Genomic DNA, 14859 nt, shown 5'->3' on the forward strand with positions numbered 1-14859 from the left:
ATCGAAGGGATCCACACACATGACTTCACCAGAACCCCGACGCCGAGTACTCCTGAAACTGTCTGGTGAGGCGTTTGGAGCCGGCTCACTCGGGGTCAACCCCGACGTGGTCAGCGAGCTGGCCCGCGAGATCGCGGCGGCGGCGAAGCAGGTGGAGATCGCGATCGTCGTCGGAGGAGGCAACTTCTTCCGCGGAGCCGAGCTCTCGCAGCGCGGAATGGATCGAGGACGTGCCGACTACATGGGCATGCTCGGAACCGTCATGAACGCCCTCGCCCTGCAGGACTTCCTGGAGCAGGCGGGCGCCGCCACGCGCGTGCAGTCGGCCATCTCCATGACCCAGGTCGCCGAGCCGTACATTCCCCGGCGGGCCGAGCGCCACCTCGAGAAGGGCCGCGTCGTCATCTTCGGCGCGGGAGCCGGCCTGCCGTACTTCTCGACCGACACCGTGGCGGCGCAGCGCGCGCTCGAGATCGGGGCGAACGTGGTGCTCGTGGCGAAGAACGGGGTCGACGGCGTGTACGACTCCGACCCCCGCTCGAACCCCGACGCCAAGAAGATCGACAGGCTCACCTACCTCGATGCGCTGCAGCGTGAGCTCAAGGTCGTCGACTCGACCGCCTTCAGCCTCTGCATGGACAACGGGATGCCGATGATGGTCTTCGGAATGGAGCCCCAGGGCAACGTCACCAAGGCCATCCTGGGCGAGCGCATCGGCACCCTGGTGAGCACGTCGCACGATTGACCCGGGCCCGTCGCCCTAAACTACTCAAGAACCAAAAGAAGGAGTTGCCGTGATCGCGGATGTACTGGCCGGCGCAACAGAGCGCATGAAGAAGGCCGTCGACAACACGAAGGAAGACTTCTCGAGCATTCGCACCGGGCGCGCGAACCCGGGCCTCTTCCAGAAGATCCTGGTCGACTACTACGGCACCCCCACGCCGCTCAGCCAGCTCGCGGGCCTGCAGAACCCCGAGGCTCGCACCATGCTCATCACTCCCTACGACAAGGGTGCCCTGCGCGACATCGAGCAGGCCATCCGCGACACCCCGAACCTCGGAGCGAACCCGTCGAACGACGGCAACGTCATCCGCGTGACTCTTCCCGAGCTCACCGAGGAGCGTCGCAAGGAGTACGTGAAGATCGTGCGCACCAAGGCGGAGGACGGCAAGGTCTCGCTTCGCAACATCCGTCGCAAGGCCAAGGACGAGCTCGACGCCCTCAAGAGCGAGGTCGGAGACGACGAGGTGGGCCGCGCCGAGAAAGAGCTCGAGCAGCTCACCAAGTCGCACGTCGACGGCATCGACGACGCGCTGAAGCGCAAGGAAGTCGAACTTCTCGAGATCTAGGCCCACACCTATGACGAACGATCCCGACACACCCGCGTCCGAGGCCGATCCGGCGCGCCGTCATCCGGGAATGACGCGCGCCGAGTTCGAGGCCAAGGTGCGCGAGCGTCGAGACCAGTTCGATCGCGCGAACGACAAGATCACCGCCCGCTCGGGTCGCAACCTCGTGAGTGCGATCGGAATCGGCCTGGGACTGGGCCTCGTGATGGTGTTCAGCCTGGTGTTCATCAAGGACATCTTCGTGGTGTTCGCCACGGTGCTCATCGCCTTCACCGCCTTCGAGCTCGCGACGGCGCTGCGCCACGCGGGTCGGGACGTGCCCCGCATCCCCAGCGTTCTGGCGCCCGTCGTCGTTGTGCCCGTGGCGTTCTACTTCGGCGCCGAATGGCAGTGGATCTGCACGATCGGCGGCGTGCTGCTCGTCGTTCTCTGGAGGCTCGCCGAACTGGCGATACCGCGTCACCGGGCGTCGATGCGCAGTGTCGCGCTCGACATGTCGGGCGGGGTGTTCATCCAGGTCTACGTCACCTTCCTCGGCAGCATCGCAGCCCTCCTGCTGCGCAACGACAACGGCCAGTGGTGGGTCATGTCGTTCCTCATCGTGGTGGTGTCGGTCGACGTGGGCGCCTACGCGACCGGGCTGAATTTCGGCAAACACCCGATGGCTCCCACGATCAGTCCCAAGAAGACCTGGGAGGGATTCGCGGGCTCGTGGATCTTCGGCATGGCGTCGAGCGTGCTGCTCTCGATCTTCCTGCTCGACATGCCCTGGTGGTTCGGACTGATCCTCGGAACCGTGCTGGTGCTGAGCGCCACCGCCGGCGACCTGTCGGAGTCGCTGCTCAAGCGAGACCTCGGCATCAAGGACATGAGCACCTGGCTGCCGGGCCACGGCGGATTCCTCGACCGACTCGACTCGATCCTGCCGTCCGCCGCCGCGGCGTACGTGCTCTTCATCGTCTTCGCTTAGGCGTCGACCGACAAGTGTTGGCAGAATAGTCCTCGTGAGCCAAACCTTCCCCAGATCACGATCATCGCGACCCGGATACAAGGTCGACGAGGTCGAGAAGTTCCTGGCCGCCGCTCGAATTGCGTACAGCGCAGAACCCGGTGACACCGGCACGATCATCACGGCGGAGGCCATCCGGCACATGGCGTTCGGTCTCGAGAAGGGCGGCTACTCCACCCTCGCCGTCGACGCGGCGCTCGAGCGGCTGGAGGAGGCCTTTGCCGCGCGTGAGCGGGAGAAGGCATCGTCGTCGCTGGGCGACGAAGCCTGGTTCGCCGACGCGAGAGACAGGGCCAGAGAGATTCTCGCCCGGCTCGAGCGACCCGCGAAGCACCGCTTCCGCAGCAGCGGACCGTTCAAATTGGGCTATGACAAGCGCGATGTCGACGCGTTCTCCGAGCGGCTCGTCTCCTTTTTCCGCGAGGGCACGGCGGTGTCGGTCGACGACGTGCGGCAGGTGTCGTTCCGCTCCCGCACCGGCGGATACTCCGAGGCACAGGTCGATCTCGTGCTCGACGCTGTTATCGACGTGATGCTGTCGGTGCGCTGAGATCTTTCCGTCAGCCTGCAATTCCGCGCGAAGTTCGCTAAAGTCGAGGAATCGTGGGTAGAAATTTCGAACGTGACGCAGCCGCGGGAGTCTCTCTCAAACCCCGCGTGAGTTCAGCTCCCGCCTTGTCGAGGAGCACCGGGCCGATCCGAGTACTCGATCCCGTGGCGCAGCGCCCGGCCAAGATCGTCTCGAGGCCGGGGCGACTCGCCCTTCAGCTGCTGGGCGTCGCGGCCGTCGGCGCATCCGTTCTCGTGAATGTCGTCGATCCGTATTCCGGTGTCGCCGCATCCGAATACTTCACCGTGGCACTCGAGCCCGGCTCCACCCTGCCGTCGCAGACCGTCACGTCCTCGAGCCAGGCGGCATCCATCGTTCGTGACAGCTTCACGATCACCGAGCCGCCGAAGCCCACCCCCACTCCGACGCCGACCCCCACTGCGACGGAGTCGCCGAGCAGTGCGAGCAAGGAGAAGGAGTCTTCGGGAGCGTACGCGCCGCCCGCCGCCGCGCCCGATCCCGGCAGCGCGCAGGCCATCGCCGCACAGATGGTGGCAGACCGCGGCTGGCCGGAGACCGAATACGACTGCCTCTACTCCCTGTGGTCGCGTGAATCCGGATGGCGCTACAACGCGTACAACGCGAGCAGCGGCGCCTACGGCATCCCTCAGTCGCTGCCCGGCAACAAGATGGCATCGGCCGGAGCCGACTGGGAGACGAACCCGGCAACCCAGATCATCTGGGGGCTCGGCTACATCACCGGCCGCTACGAGACCCCGTGCGGCGCCTGGGGTCACTCCGAGAGCGTGGGCTGGTACTAGCCGCAACACGGTGGGTGCGGTGATCGCGCCCAATATGCTGGCCCCATGGGGTTGGCTCTGATCGCAGTTCTCGGCGTCGTCGTCATCGTGGCGGTGTCTCTCCTCGCGCCCAAGGTGAAGCTCGCGGCTCCGCTGATCCTCGCCGTGATCGGCATCGGCATCTCTCTGCTGCCGGGAATGCCGCCCGTGCATGTCGCGAGCGCGATCATCCTCTCGGGCGTGCTTCCGCCGCTGCTCTACGCCTCGTCGATCAGCCTGCCGCTCGTCGACCTGCGGTCGAACGTCGGCAGCATCTCGGCGCTCGCCGTCGTGCTCGTCGTCGCCAGCGCGTTCGGCACGGGCTTCCTGCTCTACACGCTCTTCCCCGACCTCGACCTGGCGGCGGCGATCGCCCTGGGTGCGGTCATCAGCCCGACGGACGCCGTGGCGGCCACGTCGATCGGCAAGAGGCTCGGGCTTCCTCCGCGCCTGCTCGCCGTTCTCGAGGGGGAGAGTCTCGTCAACGACGCCTCGGCGCTCGTTCTGCTCCGAACCGCCATCGCGGCGACGGCGGGTGTGGTCAGCGCGTGGCAGGTGCTGGGCACCTTCGCGTACTCGGTGATTCTCGGCGTCGGGCTGGGTGTGGCGATCGGATACCTCACCGTGTTCGTGCGGGCTCGCGTGCCCGACCCCGTGCTCGCCACGGCGATCTCGTTCGTCGTGCCCTTCGCCGCGTACCTTCCCGCCGAGACGATCGGGGCATCCGGAGTTCTGAGCGTCGTGGCCGCCGGCCTCATCACGGGGCATCTGGGGGCGACCAGCTTCTCCGCCCCGGCACGACTGAGCGAACGCCTCAACTGGCGGACCTTCCAGTTCCTGCTGGAGAACGGCGTGTTCCTCCTCATGGGCCTGGAGCTCAAGACGATCGTCGAGGGGGTGCGGCACGACCGCCTCGATGTTCCCCAGGCGATCCTGTTCGGACTCCTCGCCACGGCCGTGCTGATCGGCATCCGGTTCGCCGTGGTCGCGGTCATGACGGTGTTCGGCCGTCGCCCGAGAAGGCGACCCGATCCCGAGGCCCTGGGCGCGCGGGAGGGCGTCGTGCTGTCGTGGAGCGGAATGCGCGGCGTCGTGACCGTGGCTGCCGCGCAATCGCTGCCGGAGAGCATCCCGTATCGGGAACAGCTCGTGCTCATCGCCTACACGGTGGCGATCACCACCCTGGTCCTCCAGGGCGCGACCCTGCCCGCGGTCATCCGGCTCACCGGGGTGCGGGGCACGTCGCGGGATCGCCGGCTCGAGGAATTCGCCGAGCTCATCGACCACATCAGGCAGAAGGGCACGGAGCGGCTGGACGACCCCGGGTTCACGGTGGCGGGCGGGGGAGCGCCCGACCCGAGCGTGATCGAGCGCGTGCGTCTCGAGGCCGCCCGGCGCAGCGAATACGCGTGGGAGCAGTACTCGGCGTCGAGCGGCGACATGCCCGCGGTGAATGAGCAGTACGCACTCGTGAGGCGCGACGTGCTGCTGCACGAGCGGGCGGCCCTGGTGGCGGCGCGCAACAAAGGCAGCTATTCGTCGACAGCCCTCGCCCGTGCGCAGGAGATGCTCGACCTCGAGGAGGCGAGCCTCGACCATTTCCGCGACGGCACCGGCGCGGGGCACTGACCTAGGATTGATTCATGCCCCGCAGCAACCGACCTCGTCGCCGCGGGCCGGCAGACGACGAACCGGAGCTCGACCTCGGCCGCATCCTCACCGGCGGGCGCCGGGTGGAGCACCGCCGCAGCGGATCGTGGAACGTGCAGTCCGTCTCGCCTGCTCAGGCGATCAAAGACTACGTCTGCCCCGGATGCTCGTTGCCGGTCGTCGCAGGCACGGGCCACATCGTCGCGTGGCGCGCAGACGGCCTCATGGGAGAGGCGAGCGACCTCGCCGGCCGCCGCCATTGGCACAGTCACTGCTGGAAGATCGGAAACTGACGTGAGCACCATCGATATCCGCAGCACGACCGTGCTTCCCGCGATCCGCGAGGACATCGTGCTGCACACCGACGACGGGTTCGACCTCGTCGGAGAGCTCGCGCTTCCGGAATCCGGCGACCCCGTGGCGACACTGGTCACGCTTCATCCTCTGCCGCCGGGGGGCGGGTTCATGGACTCCCACATCCTTCGCAAGGCCGCCAACAGGCTTCCTGCCCTCGCCGATCTGGCGGTGCTGCGGTTCAACACCCGGGGCACCTCGTCGCCGCGCGGCACGAGCGGCGGCGCCTACGATCACGGTGTGGCCGAGCGGTGGGACGTGAAGGCCGCGATGGCCTTCGTGACGCAGCGCGGGCTCCCTCATCCCTGGCTGGTCGGCTGGTCGTTCGGCACCGAGCTCGCCCTCAAGTACGGCGTCGAGCACACGGTCGACGGTGTGATTCTGCTCTCGCCGCCGCTTCACCGCACCTCGGAGGAGGAGCTGTCGGCATGGAACGATCTCGATGTGCCCGTGACCGCGCTCATTCCCGAGCTCGACGACTACCTGCGTCCCGCCGAGGCCGAGACCCGATTCGCCCCGATGCCGAAGATCGAACTCGTCACCGTCGAGGGAGGCAAGCACCTGTGGGTCGGCGAGTCCCAGACGCGGCGTGTTCTCAGCGAGATCGTCGCCAGGGTCAACCCCGCTGTACTGCCGTTGCCCGACAGCTACGAGGCCTGAGCGGGGTCGCTCAGCGCTCGTTCTGAATGGGTATGACCACCTGTTTGATGATGAGCAGCAGCGATGCTGCGACGGGGATGGCGATGAGCGCCCCCAGGATTCCGAGCAGCGTGCCGCCCGCGAGGGCCGCGATGACTACGACGGCTCCGGGAACCGAGACAGCCCTGTTCATGATGTTCGGGCTCAGCAGGTAGGCCTCGACCTGCATGTAGATCAGATAGTAGATCGCCGCGGCGATGAAGGTGGGCAGGGAGCCCAGCCCGGGGATCAGGCAGACCAGCGCGATGATGATCGACCCCGAGAGCGTTCCGACGAGCGGGATGAGGGAGAGCATGCCGGCGAGGAAGGCGAGCACGGCGGGGAAGGGTGCCTGGATGATCGACAGGAAGATGTAGCTCAGGAGGAAGTTGATCGCACCCAGCGACAGCTGGCCCACGACGTAGCGACCGACGGCGTCGGTCACCTGTTCGCTGAGATCGGCGAAGCGAGCGCGTCGCGACGCGGGCACGAGACAGTAGAGCGAACGCTTGATCGAGTTGAGCGACGCCGTGAAGTACAGGGTGAGGATGAGCACGATGATCGTGCCGAACACGCCGTTGGCGATGCTGGCGCCCACCGCCAGGGCTCCGCTGGCGATGATCGAGTAGTTGCCGACGTCGGTGAGGTACTTGGTGACCTGGTCGATGACGGCCTGCACATCGAAGCCGCCGAGCTGGTTCGACAGATCGGCCACCCAGGTGCCCTGCTGCGCCCGGTCGACCAGCACGGGAACGATGTCGAACAGCTGGCCGAGCTGGTCGACGATGATCGGGACGACGGCGAAGACGAGTCCGGCGACGATACCCGCCACCGCGATGAAGACGACGATGATGGCGAGCCAGCGGGGGAGTCTTCTCTTCTCGAACCAGGAGACGACCGGGTCGAGGCCCAACGCGATGAAGATCGCCGCGCCGATATAGGTGAGGATCGTGGCGAGCGACGCGATCGAGGTGAGGATGAGGATGCCGACGCCCACCCCCAGCGTGCCGACGAGTCCCAGGGTGAACGCGTTGTGGATCTTCACGGAATCTGCCTGCCCAGAGCTGTCGGATGTCGCCGGTCGAACTGCCCCGAATTCTATCGACTGCCCGGTACCGACGAATGCCGCCGCGCCCGCACTGGGCGTACCCTGAGTGCGGCGTCAGGGTTCATCGGCTATCTTTTAATGTCTTTGTCTGGAGTAATCTGTGCGCTTTGTATTCGCGATCATCGCCTTCGTCGTTGCGACGGCCCTCATCGGTGTCGGTGTTGCCCAACGCACCTTCCTCCTGCCCCCGGGGAGCGTGAGTGCGGCGACTGCGGGTGCCACCGACGAGGCCTACGTGCTGCTCGATTCCGACACGCTCCGCGCGAACCCCGGTTCGCAGACGGTGTCGCTCGCCGGTGACTCCTCCGTCTTCATCGCCTATGGCCGCGACGCCGACGTCGAGGCCTGGCTCAACGGCTCCAGCTACGCCCAGCTCGAGGTCGACGCCGACTCCGGCGAGTTGACCGAGGCGATCGTGGCCGCCGACCCGGCGGGCGCCGAGAACGTCGCGAGCGGCTCGGCCGATCCGGCTGGCAGCGATCTCTGGCTCGAGCAGTACACGGGCGACAAATCTCTGACACGCACCATCAATGTTCCCGCCGGATACTCGGCGATCATCGCCTCGAACGGCACCGACGCTGCGCCGTCCAGCATCACCGTCTCCTGGCCGATCGACAACTCCACGCCCTGGGCCGTACCGCTTCTGCTGGCCGGCGCATTCGTGCTCCTCATCGGTCTCGCCCTCCTCCTCTGGGGGCTGTGGCACATGCGCAGACAGCAGGGGCCACGACGCAAGCCGCCCACCGGAACGCCGCGCCGGCGCTTCTCTCCCGCACGAACCAACGCGATCGAGTCTGGAATGTCGAAACGACGCAAGGCGATTACCCGGTCGATGACCGCGATCGTGCCCGTGCTGCTCATCGCCGCCCTGGGGGCGGGAACGCCGCTGACGGCGTCGGCCAGCACGGTCACTCCCACACCCCGTCCGACCCCCACGGTCGATTCGGATACGGATCCGACGAGCGAACCCTCGAACATGCAGACCGAGACGCCGACACCGACACCGACGTCGACTGAGCCCGCCACGGAGGCCGTGCTTCCGGCTGTCACCGAGCAGCAGGTGAAGACCATCATCGAGCGGGTCATCGCGGTCGAGAGCGCCGCGAATGCCGCCTTCGACAGCACAGCCCTTGACGCGCGCTTCACCGGCCCCGCCCTCGAACTCCGCAAGGCCTCCTACGCCATCCACGCGGCGCTGCCCGAGTACGTATTGCCCACGGCCATCCCCTCGGGGAGTGCCTCGGTGGTGCTTCCGCAGGCGAGCACGGTGTGGCCGAAGACGGTCTTCACCATCGTCGAGAACGAGGACAAGACCGTGGCCCCGCTCGCGGTCACCCTGGTGCAGGAGTCGGCCCGGGCCAACTACAAGGTCGAATATGCGATCTCGCTCGAGCCCGACACCACGCTCCCGCCCGTCTCGGCGGCGACTGTCGGCGCCGCGCGCCTGGCGCCCGATTCGAAGCTGCTGTCGATGACCCCCGACGCCGTCGAGGAGGCATACGCCGACATCCTCGCGCAGGGCTCTGCCAGCCCGTCGTACGGTCTCATCGACACCGAGGGCGACACCCTGCTCACGAGCGTCGGCTCCGACTACAAGGCGGCCAAGAAGGCCAAGATCGAAGAGACCGGAACCGCGACGATCGAGTTCTCGAAGGTGCCGGCCATCTCCGATGGAATCGCCCTGGCGACGAACGACTCGGGCGCGATCCTGTCATTCAACCTGAGGGAGTCGGAGGTCGTGAAACCCACGCAGACGGGCGCGACGATCACCCCCGAGGGCGCGGTCAAGGCACTGTCCGGCCTCGGTGCCACGGGCAAGGGTGTCGAGTCCACCTACGACTACCAGTTGCTGTTCTACATTCCGTCCGCGGGTGAGACGGGCAAGCCGACACTGCTCGGATTCACCCAGGGCCTCGTTCAAGCCAAGGAGCTTCCATGAGTTCAGTTCCCCCGTCCGCAGCAAGCCTGCGCGGCGCCGTCGACCTCTCCTCGCTCGTCAATCGCCCGGCGCCGGGCGCGCCGGCCCCGCAGGCCGCAGGTGCGACCGCGACCCCGGGGGCACCTGTCTCGCTGCCGAGTCTCGTCATCGAGGGCACCGACGCCGCCTTCAGCGCATTCATCGAGCTGTCGAACACCGTTCCCGTGATCGTGGTCGTCGGCGCCTCCTACAACGAGCCGAGCACCCAGCTCGACACGATCCTGCGGGCGCTCACCGCGGAGTACGAGGGTCGGTTCGTGCTCGTCAGGGTCGAGGCCGATGCCAACCCGCAGCTGTCGCAGGCGTTCCAGGCCCAGACGCTGCCCACGGTCGCCGCCGTTGTGGGCGGCAGGCCGATCGGCCTCTTCGCCGGCGTGCACCCGGCCGACCAGGTGCGCGACGTCATCGAGCAGGTGCTCGAGCTCGCCGTGCAGCAGGGCGTCACGGGCGTCGCCGTGGCCGACGACGCATCCGACAGCGCCCCCGCTGAGCCCGTGGAGGCCCCGTTGCCGCCGCACCACGCCGAGGCCTACGACGCCATCGCCCGCGGAGACTTCGACGAGGCCATCCGCGAATACGAGACGGCCATCAAACAGGATCCCCGCGACAGCCTCGCCGTCGCCGGGCTCGCTCAGGTGAGCCTGCTGGCTCGTCTGAAAGACAAGACCCAGGCCGAGATCCGCAACGACGCCGCCGCGCGTCCGGGCGAGCTCGAGCCGCAGCTGCTCGTCGCCGACCTCGACCTGTCGGGAGGCCACGTGGAGGACGCATTCGACCGCCTGCTCACCCTGTTCCCGACGCTCGACCAGGCCGGCAAGAACACGGTTCGGGCCCGCCTGATCGAGCTGTTCGAGGTCGTGGGAATCGACGACCCCCGCGTGGTCAAGGCCCGCGCCCGCCTTACAGGACTTCTCTACTAGATCGTTCCCTGAGCTTGGCGAAGGGCCCCTTCGACAAGCTCAGGGAACGATGTCGAAGGGGCCCGCAGGCGAGGCTCAGGGAACGGCGCGCTTCTACCTGCGCGGCTTGAGGTACAGCGCCGCCAGGGGAGGCAGCGTCAGCTCGACAGACGCCGGGCGTCCCGACCAGGGAACGTCCTCCGCCTCGACGGCGCCGAAGTTGCCGACGCCCGATCCGCCGTACTCCACGGCGTCGGTGTTGATCAACTCGTCCCAGGTTCCCGCGAACGGCAGCCCCACTCGGTAGGGGCCGACCGGAGCGCCCGAGAAGTTCATGAGAACCGCGATCGGGTTGCCCTCGTCGTCCCAGCGCAGGAACGACACCAGGTTCTGGTTCGACGAGCCGCCGTCGATGAACTCGAAGCCCGAGGAGTCGTGGTCGCGCTGCCAGAGCGCCGGGTTGTCGGCGTAGACCCGGTTGAGCTGTGCGACGAGCCCCAGCAGGGCGCGGTGCACGGGCTGGTCGAGGATCCACCAGTCGAGTCCGCGCTCCTCGGACCACTCCGACGGCTGGCCGAACTCCTGGCCCATGAACAGCAGCTGCTTGCCGGGATGGGCCCACATGAACGCGAGGTAGGAGCGGAGGTTCGCGAGCTTCTGCCAGTGGTCGCCGGGCATCTTGTTCAGCAGCGAGCCCTTGCCGTGAACGACCTCGTCGTGGCTGATCGGAAGGATGAAGTTCTCGCTGAAGGCGTAGACGAACGAGAACGTGATCTCGCCGTGGTGGTAGGAGCGATACAGCGGATCGGTCTCCATGTACTGCAGCGAATCGTGCATCCAGCCCATGTTCCACTTGAGCCCGAAGCCGAGCCCGCCCTGGTTCGTGGCGTGCGTGACACCGGGCCAGCTGGTGGACTCCTCGGCGATCATGATGACGCCGGGATAGAGCTTGTAGGCCGTCGCCGTCGCCTCCTGCAAAAAGCTGATGGCCTCGAGGTTCTCGCGCCCGCCGTACTGGTTGGGCAGCCACTCGCCCTCCTTGCGGGAGTAGTCGAGGTAGAGCATGCTCGCCACGGCGTCGACCCTCAGGCCGTCGACGTGGAACTGCTCGAGCCAGTAGAGCGCGTTCGCAACGAGGAAGTTGCGCACCTGCGAGTCGCCGAAGTTGAACACGAGGGTGCCCCAGTCGGGCTGCTCGCCCCGGCGCGGGTCCGGATGCTCGTACAACGGCTGCCCGTCGAAGTTGGCCAGCGCGAACTCGTCTTTCGGAAAGTGTCCGGGAACCCAGTCGACGAGCACGCCGATGCCGGCCTGGTGCAGACGGTCGATGAGGTAGCGCAGGTCGTCGGGGTGGCCGAACCGCGAGGTGGGCGCGTAGTACGACGTGACCTGGTAGCCCCACGATCCGCCGAACGGGTGCTCCGCGAGGGGCATGAACTCCACGTGGGTGAAGCCGAGCTCCTGCATGTAGTCGATCAGCTGGTCGGCGAGCTCGCGGTAGGAGAGCCCGGGGCGCCAGGATCCGACATGCATCTCGTAGACGCTCATGGGACCGGAATGGGGATCGCTCGACGCGCGCCGCGACATCCATTCGTCGTCGCCCCAAGTGTGGGCCGACTGGCCGATGACCGACGCGGTGAGCGGCGGGATCTCGGTGTAGCGGGCCATCGGGTCTGCGCGCCTGACCCACTCGCCCGACTGCGAGAGGATCTCGAACTTGTACGTGCTGCCGGGCTCGAGGCCGGGCACGAAGAGCTCCCACACGCCAGAGCTGCCGAGGCTGCGCAGCGAGTGCTTCAGGCCGTCCCACGAGTTGAAGTCGCCGATGACGCGCACGGCCTGGGCGTGCGGTGCCCACACCGCGAACGAGGTGCCCGCGACCTCGTCGGCGACGCCGTGCCACGAGCGGTAGTGGGCGCCCAGCACGTCCCACAGGCGCTCGTGCCGGCCTTCGCCGATGAGGTGGATGTCGACGTCGCCGAGAGTGGGGGAGAACCGGTAGGGGTCATCGCTGGCCCAGACCGTGTCGTCGTCGTAGCGGGCCTCGATCGTGTAGTCGCTGGGGCCGGTGAGGGTGTACCCCTGCCAGATGCCACCGTGCAGGTGGGTGAGCTCGGTTCGTGCGCCGGATGCCAGCACCGCGACCACCGATTTGGCGAGGGGCCGCAGGGTGCGGATGACGGTGACACCATCGGCGCCCGCACCCTCGATGGGGTGCTGCCCGAGAACGCTGTGCGGGTCGTAGTACGAGCCGGCCGCGACCTTGTCGAGAATGTCGCCGGCCACGTCGGGAATAGAGAGCACGCCGGCTCCGTCGAGAGTGGACATCAGTGAGCCGCCTTGTCTGCACCGCTCGGGTGCGTTTCGGGCCAGGTCCCATCGACCGGCTCCACGTGAAGAATGTGTACGGGCTCGGTGAACGCGTCGAGCCGCACGAAGTTGTGGCTCACGCCCCAGATCCAGGACGCCCCGGTGATGAGGTCGGTGACCCGGAACTGCTCGACACCCGGCAGGCCGAACTTCGAGACGTCGAAGTGCACGCTGGTCTCGCGCACCGAGTGGGGATCGACGTTGGCCACGACGAGGATGGCGTCGGGTCGACCCGTGCTGCTGAACTCGGCGGCGATGTACTTCGAGTACACGAGGATCGCGTCGTCGTCGCTCCAGTGCAGCTCGAGGTTGCGCAGCTGCCGCAGCGCGGGGTGCTCGCGCCGGATCTCGTTGAGCCTCGTGACGTACGGCGCGATCGACTGGCCGGTCTGCTCGGCCAGGGCGAAGTCGCGGGGGCGGTACTCGTACTTCTCGTTGTCGAGGTTCTCTTCGGCGCCCGGGCGGGCGACGTTCTCGATGAGCTCGTATCCCGAGTACATGGCCCATGTGGGCGCGGCCGTTGCCGCGATCGCGGCGCGGATCTTGTAGGCCGCCCGCCCGCCGAACTGCAGGTACTGCGTGAGGATGTCCGGGGTGTTGACCCAGAGGTTGGGCCGGAAGAACGCGTCGGTCTCGTGCGCCAGACCGGTGAGGAACTCCTCGAGCTCCTCTTTCGTGTTGCGCCACGTGAAGTAGGTGTACGACTGCTGGTAGCCCACCTTGGCCAGGCCCTGCATGATGGCCGGCCGAGTGAACGCCTCGGCGAGGAAGACGACCTCGGGGAACTCGGCGTTGATCGTGTGGATCACGTACTCCCAGAAGTCGAGCGGCTTGGTGTGCGGGTTGTCGACCCGGAAGATGCGCACGCCGAGCTTGATCCAGTAGCGCAGCAGACGCAGCGTCTCGCGCCGGATGCCCTTCGGATCGTTGTCGAAGTTGATCGGGTAGATGTCCTGATACTTCTTCGGCGGGTTCTCGGCGTAGGCGATCGATCCGTCGGGCAGGGTGGTGAACCACTCGGGATGCTCGGTGACCCACGGGTGGTCGGGGGAGGCCTGGAGGGCGAAGTCGAGCGCGACCTCGAGACCGGCCTTGGCCGCCTGCTTCAGGAAGTAGCCGAAATCGGCGACGGTTCCGAGGTCGGGGTGGATGGCGTCGTGTCCGCCGGCCGGGCCGCCGATGGCCCAGGGCGACCCGGGGTCGTTCGGGCCAGCATCCAGCGAGTTGTTGGGGCCCTTGCGGAACGAGCGACCGATCGGGTGGATGGGCGGCATGTAGAGCACGTCGAACCCCATGGCCGCCACCTCGGGCAGGCGCTTGGCCGCCGTGCGGAACGTGCCGCTCGTCCAGCTTCCGTCGGGGTTCTTCTTCGCTCCGATCGACCGGGGGAAGAACTCGTACCAGGATCCCGAGCCTGCGCGCTCACGCTCGACGGTGATGTCCCGCCACTCGGAGAAGGTCGTGAGGCTCTCGAAGGGGCGCTCCGCGATGGCGTCGAGCACGGCCGGGCTCGTCGCCGCGGCGAGACGCTCGACGGGGTCGATCGAGGAGTCGCCGAGGGTGTTGGCCACCTTGCCGAACAGCACGCGCTGCGCGTCGGGACGCGTCGCATCCACCCGGCCCGCCTCGAAGAGCTCGCGGCCGATCGCCAGGGTCACGTCGACGTCGAGGCCCGCGGGGAGTTTGATCGACGCCGTGTGCTGCCAGGTGGCGAAGTCGTCGGAGTAGGCGCGGATGCGGAATCGCCACAGGCCCTCCTCGCCGAGCTGCTCGAGGGCGCCATATCTGTCGGTGCCCGGCTCGAGGGGGAGGAGCAGTCTTTCGCTGCGCTGCCCGGAAGGGCCGGCCACCTCGACGCGTGCTCCGACGGCGTCGTGGCCCTCGCGGAACACCACGGCGCCGAAGGGCACGACCTCGCCGGCGAAGGCCTTGGGAAGCCATCGTTGGCCGGGAACGCTGGGGAAGATGTCGAGGATCGGGATGCGCCCGAGTCCGGAGTCGGAGAGGGTCGGCTGCTTGGATGCTTGCGTCTTTGCCACGGTTCGACCGTACCAAGAAAGGCCAAACGTTCGCGG

The 14859-nt window shown here is 67.3% G+C and carries 13 protein-coding genes; 10 read left to right on the forward strand and 3 right to left on the reverse strand.

Annotation, left to right across the window (positions count from 1 at the left end):
- Nucleotides 1–19 precede the first annotated feature (19 nt).
- The 8 genes from pyrH to ASF51_RS15035 all read left to right on the forward strand — a co-directional run bounded on the left by pyrH (nucleotide 20) and on the right by ASF51_RS15035 (nucleotide 6411).
- Nucleotides 20–745 (forward strand): UMP kinase, encoded by a 726-nt coding sequence (gene pyrH / locus ASF51_RS15000; protein ID WP_055931576.1) that lies wholly within the window; start codon nucleotides 20–22, stop codon nucleotides 743–745.
- Nucleotides 746–794: 49 nt separating this feature from the next.
- On the forward strand, nucleotides 795–1349 hold the full coding sequence (gene frr / locus ASF51_RS15005) for a ribosome recycling factor (protein ID WP_055931579.1): 555 nt from the start codon (nucleotides 795–797) through the stop codon (nucleotides 1347–1349).
- Nucleotides 1350–1359: 10 nt separating this feature from the next.
- Nucleotides 1360–2319 carry a phosphatidate cytidylyltransferase gene (locus tag ASF51_RS15010; RefSeq protein WP_235497274.1) on the forward strand — a complete coding sequence of 320 codons (960 nt, stop codon included), beginning with the start codon at nucleotides 1360–1362 and terminating at the stop codon, nucleotides 2317–2319.
- Between the two features lie 34 nt (nucleotides 2320–2353).
- Entirely contained in the window at nucleotides 2354–2908 is a 555-nt protein-coding gene (locus ASF51_RS15015) for a DivIVA domain-containing protein (protein WP_055931582.1), read from the forward strand.
- Nucleotides 2909–3033: 125 nt separating this feature from the next.
- Nucleotides 3034–3729 (forward strand): lytic transglycosylase domain-containing protein, encoded by a 696-nt coding sequence (locus ASF51_RS15020; RefSeq protein WP_157412183.1) that lies wholly within the window; start codon nucleotides 3034–3036, stop codon nucleotides 3727–3729.
- A 45-nt stretch (nucleotides 3730–3774) separates the two neighbouring features.
- Nucleotides 3775–5376 carry a sodium:proton antiporter gene (locus ASF51_RS15025; protein ID WP_055931588.1) on the forward strand — a complete coding sequence of 534 codons (1602 nt, stop codon included), beginning with the start codon at nucleotides 3775–3777 and terminating at the stop codon, nucleotides 5374–5376.
- A 14-nt stretch (nucleotides 5377–5390) separates the two neighbouring features.
- A complete protein-coding gene (locus tag ASF51_RS15030; protein ID WP_055931591.1) occupies nucleotides 5391–5690 on the forward strand; it encodes a hypothetical protein in 300 nt (99 codons plus the stop codon).
- Between the two features lie 10 nt (nucleotides 5691–5700).
- Nucleotides 5701–6411, forward strand: coding sequence for an alpha/beta hydrolase (locus tag ASF51_RS15035; protein ID WP_055932249.1), 711 nt, complete (start codon nucleotides 5701–5703; stop codon nucleotides 6409–6411).
- Between the two features lie 10 nt (nucleotides 6412–6421).
- On the opposite strand, the gene ASF51_RS15040 is transcribed toward ASF51_RS15035, so the two are convergent.
- Nucleotides 6422–7474, reverse strand: a complete 1053-nt coding sequence (locus ASF51_RS15040; protein WP_055931594.1) for an AI-2E family transporter — start codon at nucleotides 7472–7474, stop codon at nucleotides 6422–6424.
- Nucleotides 7475–7637: 163 nt separating this feature from the next.
- Here ASF51_RS15040 and ASF51_RS15045 point away from each other — a divergent pair, with 163 nt between their 5' ends.
- Nucleotides 7638–9476: a hypothetical protein gene (locus ASF51_RS15045; protein ID WP_055931596.1), complete on the forward strand. Its 1839-nt coding sequence runs from the start codon at nucleotides 7638–7640 to the stop codon at nucleotides 9474–9476.
- Nucleotides 9473–10435, forward strand: coding sequence for a tetratricopeptide repeat protein (locus ASF51_RS15050; protein ID WP_055931599.1), 963 nt, complete (start codon nucleotides 9473–9475; stop codon nucleotides 10433–10435). The genes ASF51_RS15045 and ASF51_RS15050 overlap by 4 nt, the downstream gene beginning before the upstream one ends.
- 93 nt (nucleotides 10436–10528) lie before the next feature.
- Here the strand turns inward: ASF51_RS15050 and glgB are convergent, their stop codons facing one another.
- Together glgB and ASF51_RS15060 are read right to left on the reverse strand one after the other, a co-directional pair.
- Nucleotides 10529–12742, reverse strand: coding sequence for a 1,4-alpha-glucan branching protein GlgB (glgB, locus tag ASF51_RS15055; RefSeq protein ID WP_055931602.1), 2214 nt, complete (start codon nucleotides 12740–12742; stop codon nucleotides 10529–10531).
- Nucleotides 12742–14823: a maltotransferase domain-containing protein gene (locus tag ASF51_RS15060; RefSeq protein ID WP_082480109.1), complete on the reverse strand. Its 2082-nt coding sequence runs from the start codon at nucleotides 14821–14823 to the stop codon at nucleotides 12742–12744. Before ASF51_RS15060 ends, glgB begins: the two co-directional genes overlap by 1 nt.
- Nucleotides 14824–14859: the final 36 nt, after the last annotated feature.

Source organism: Agreia sp. Leaf283 (assembly GCF_001422485.1).
Taxonomy (GTDB): Bacteria; Actinomycetota; Actinomycetes; order Actinomycetales; family Microbacteriaceae; genus Agreia.

Coding starts and splice junctions, on each gene's coding strand:
- pyrH (WP_055931576.1), top strand. CDS start 20: ATGACTTCACCAGAACCCCGACGCCGAGTACTCCTGAAACTGTCTGGT.
- ASF51_RS15010 (WP_235497274.1), top strand. CDS start 1,360: ATGACGAACGATCCCGACACACCCGCGTCCGAGGCCGATCCGGCGCGC.
- ASF51_RS15025 (WP_055931588.1), top strand. CDS start 3,775: ATGGGGTTGGCTCTGATCGCAGTTCTCGGCGTCGTCGTCATCGTGGCG.
- ASF51_RS15030 (WP_055931591.1), top strand. CDS start 5,391: ATGCCCCGCAGCAACCGACCTCGTCGCCGCGGGCCGGCAGACGACGAA.
- ASF51_RS15050 (WP_055931599.1), top strand. CDS start 9,473: ATGAGTTCAGTTCCCCCGTCCGCAGCAAGCCTGCGCGGCGCCGTCGAC.
- glgB (WP_055931602.1), bottom strand. CDS start 12,742: ATGTCCACTCTCGACGGAGCCGGCGTGCTCTCTATTCCCGACGTGGCC.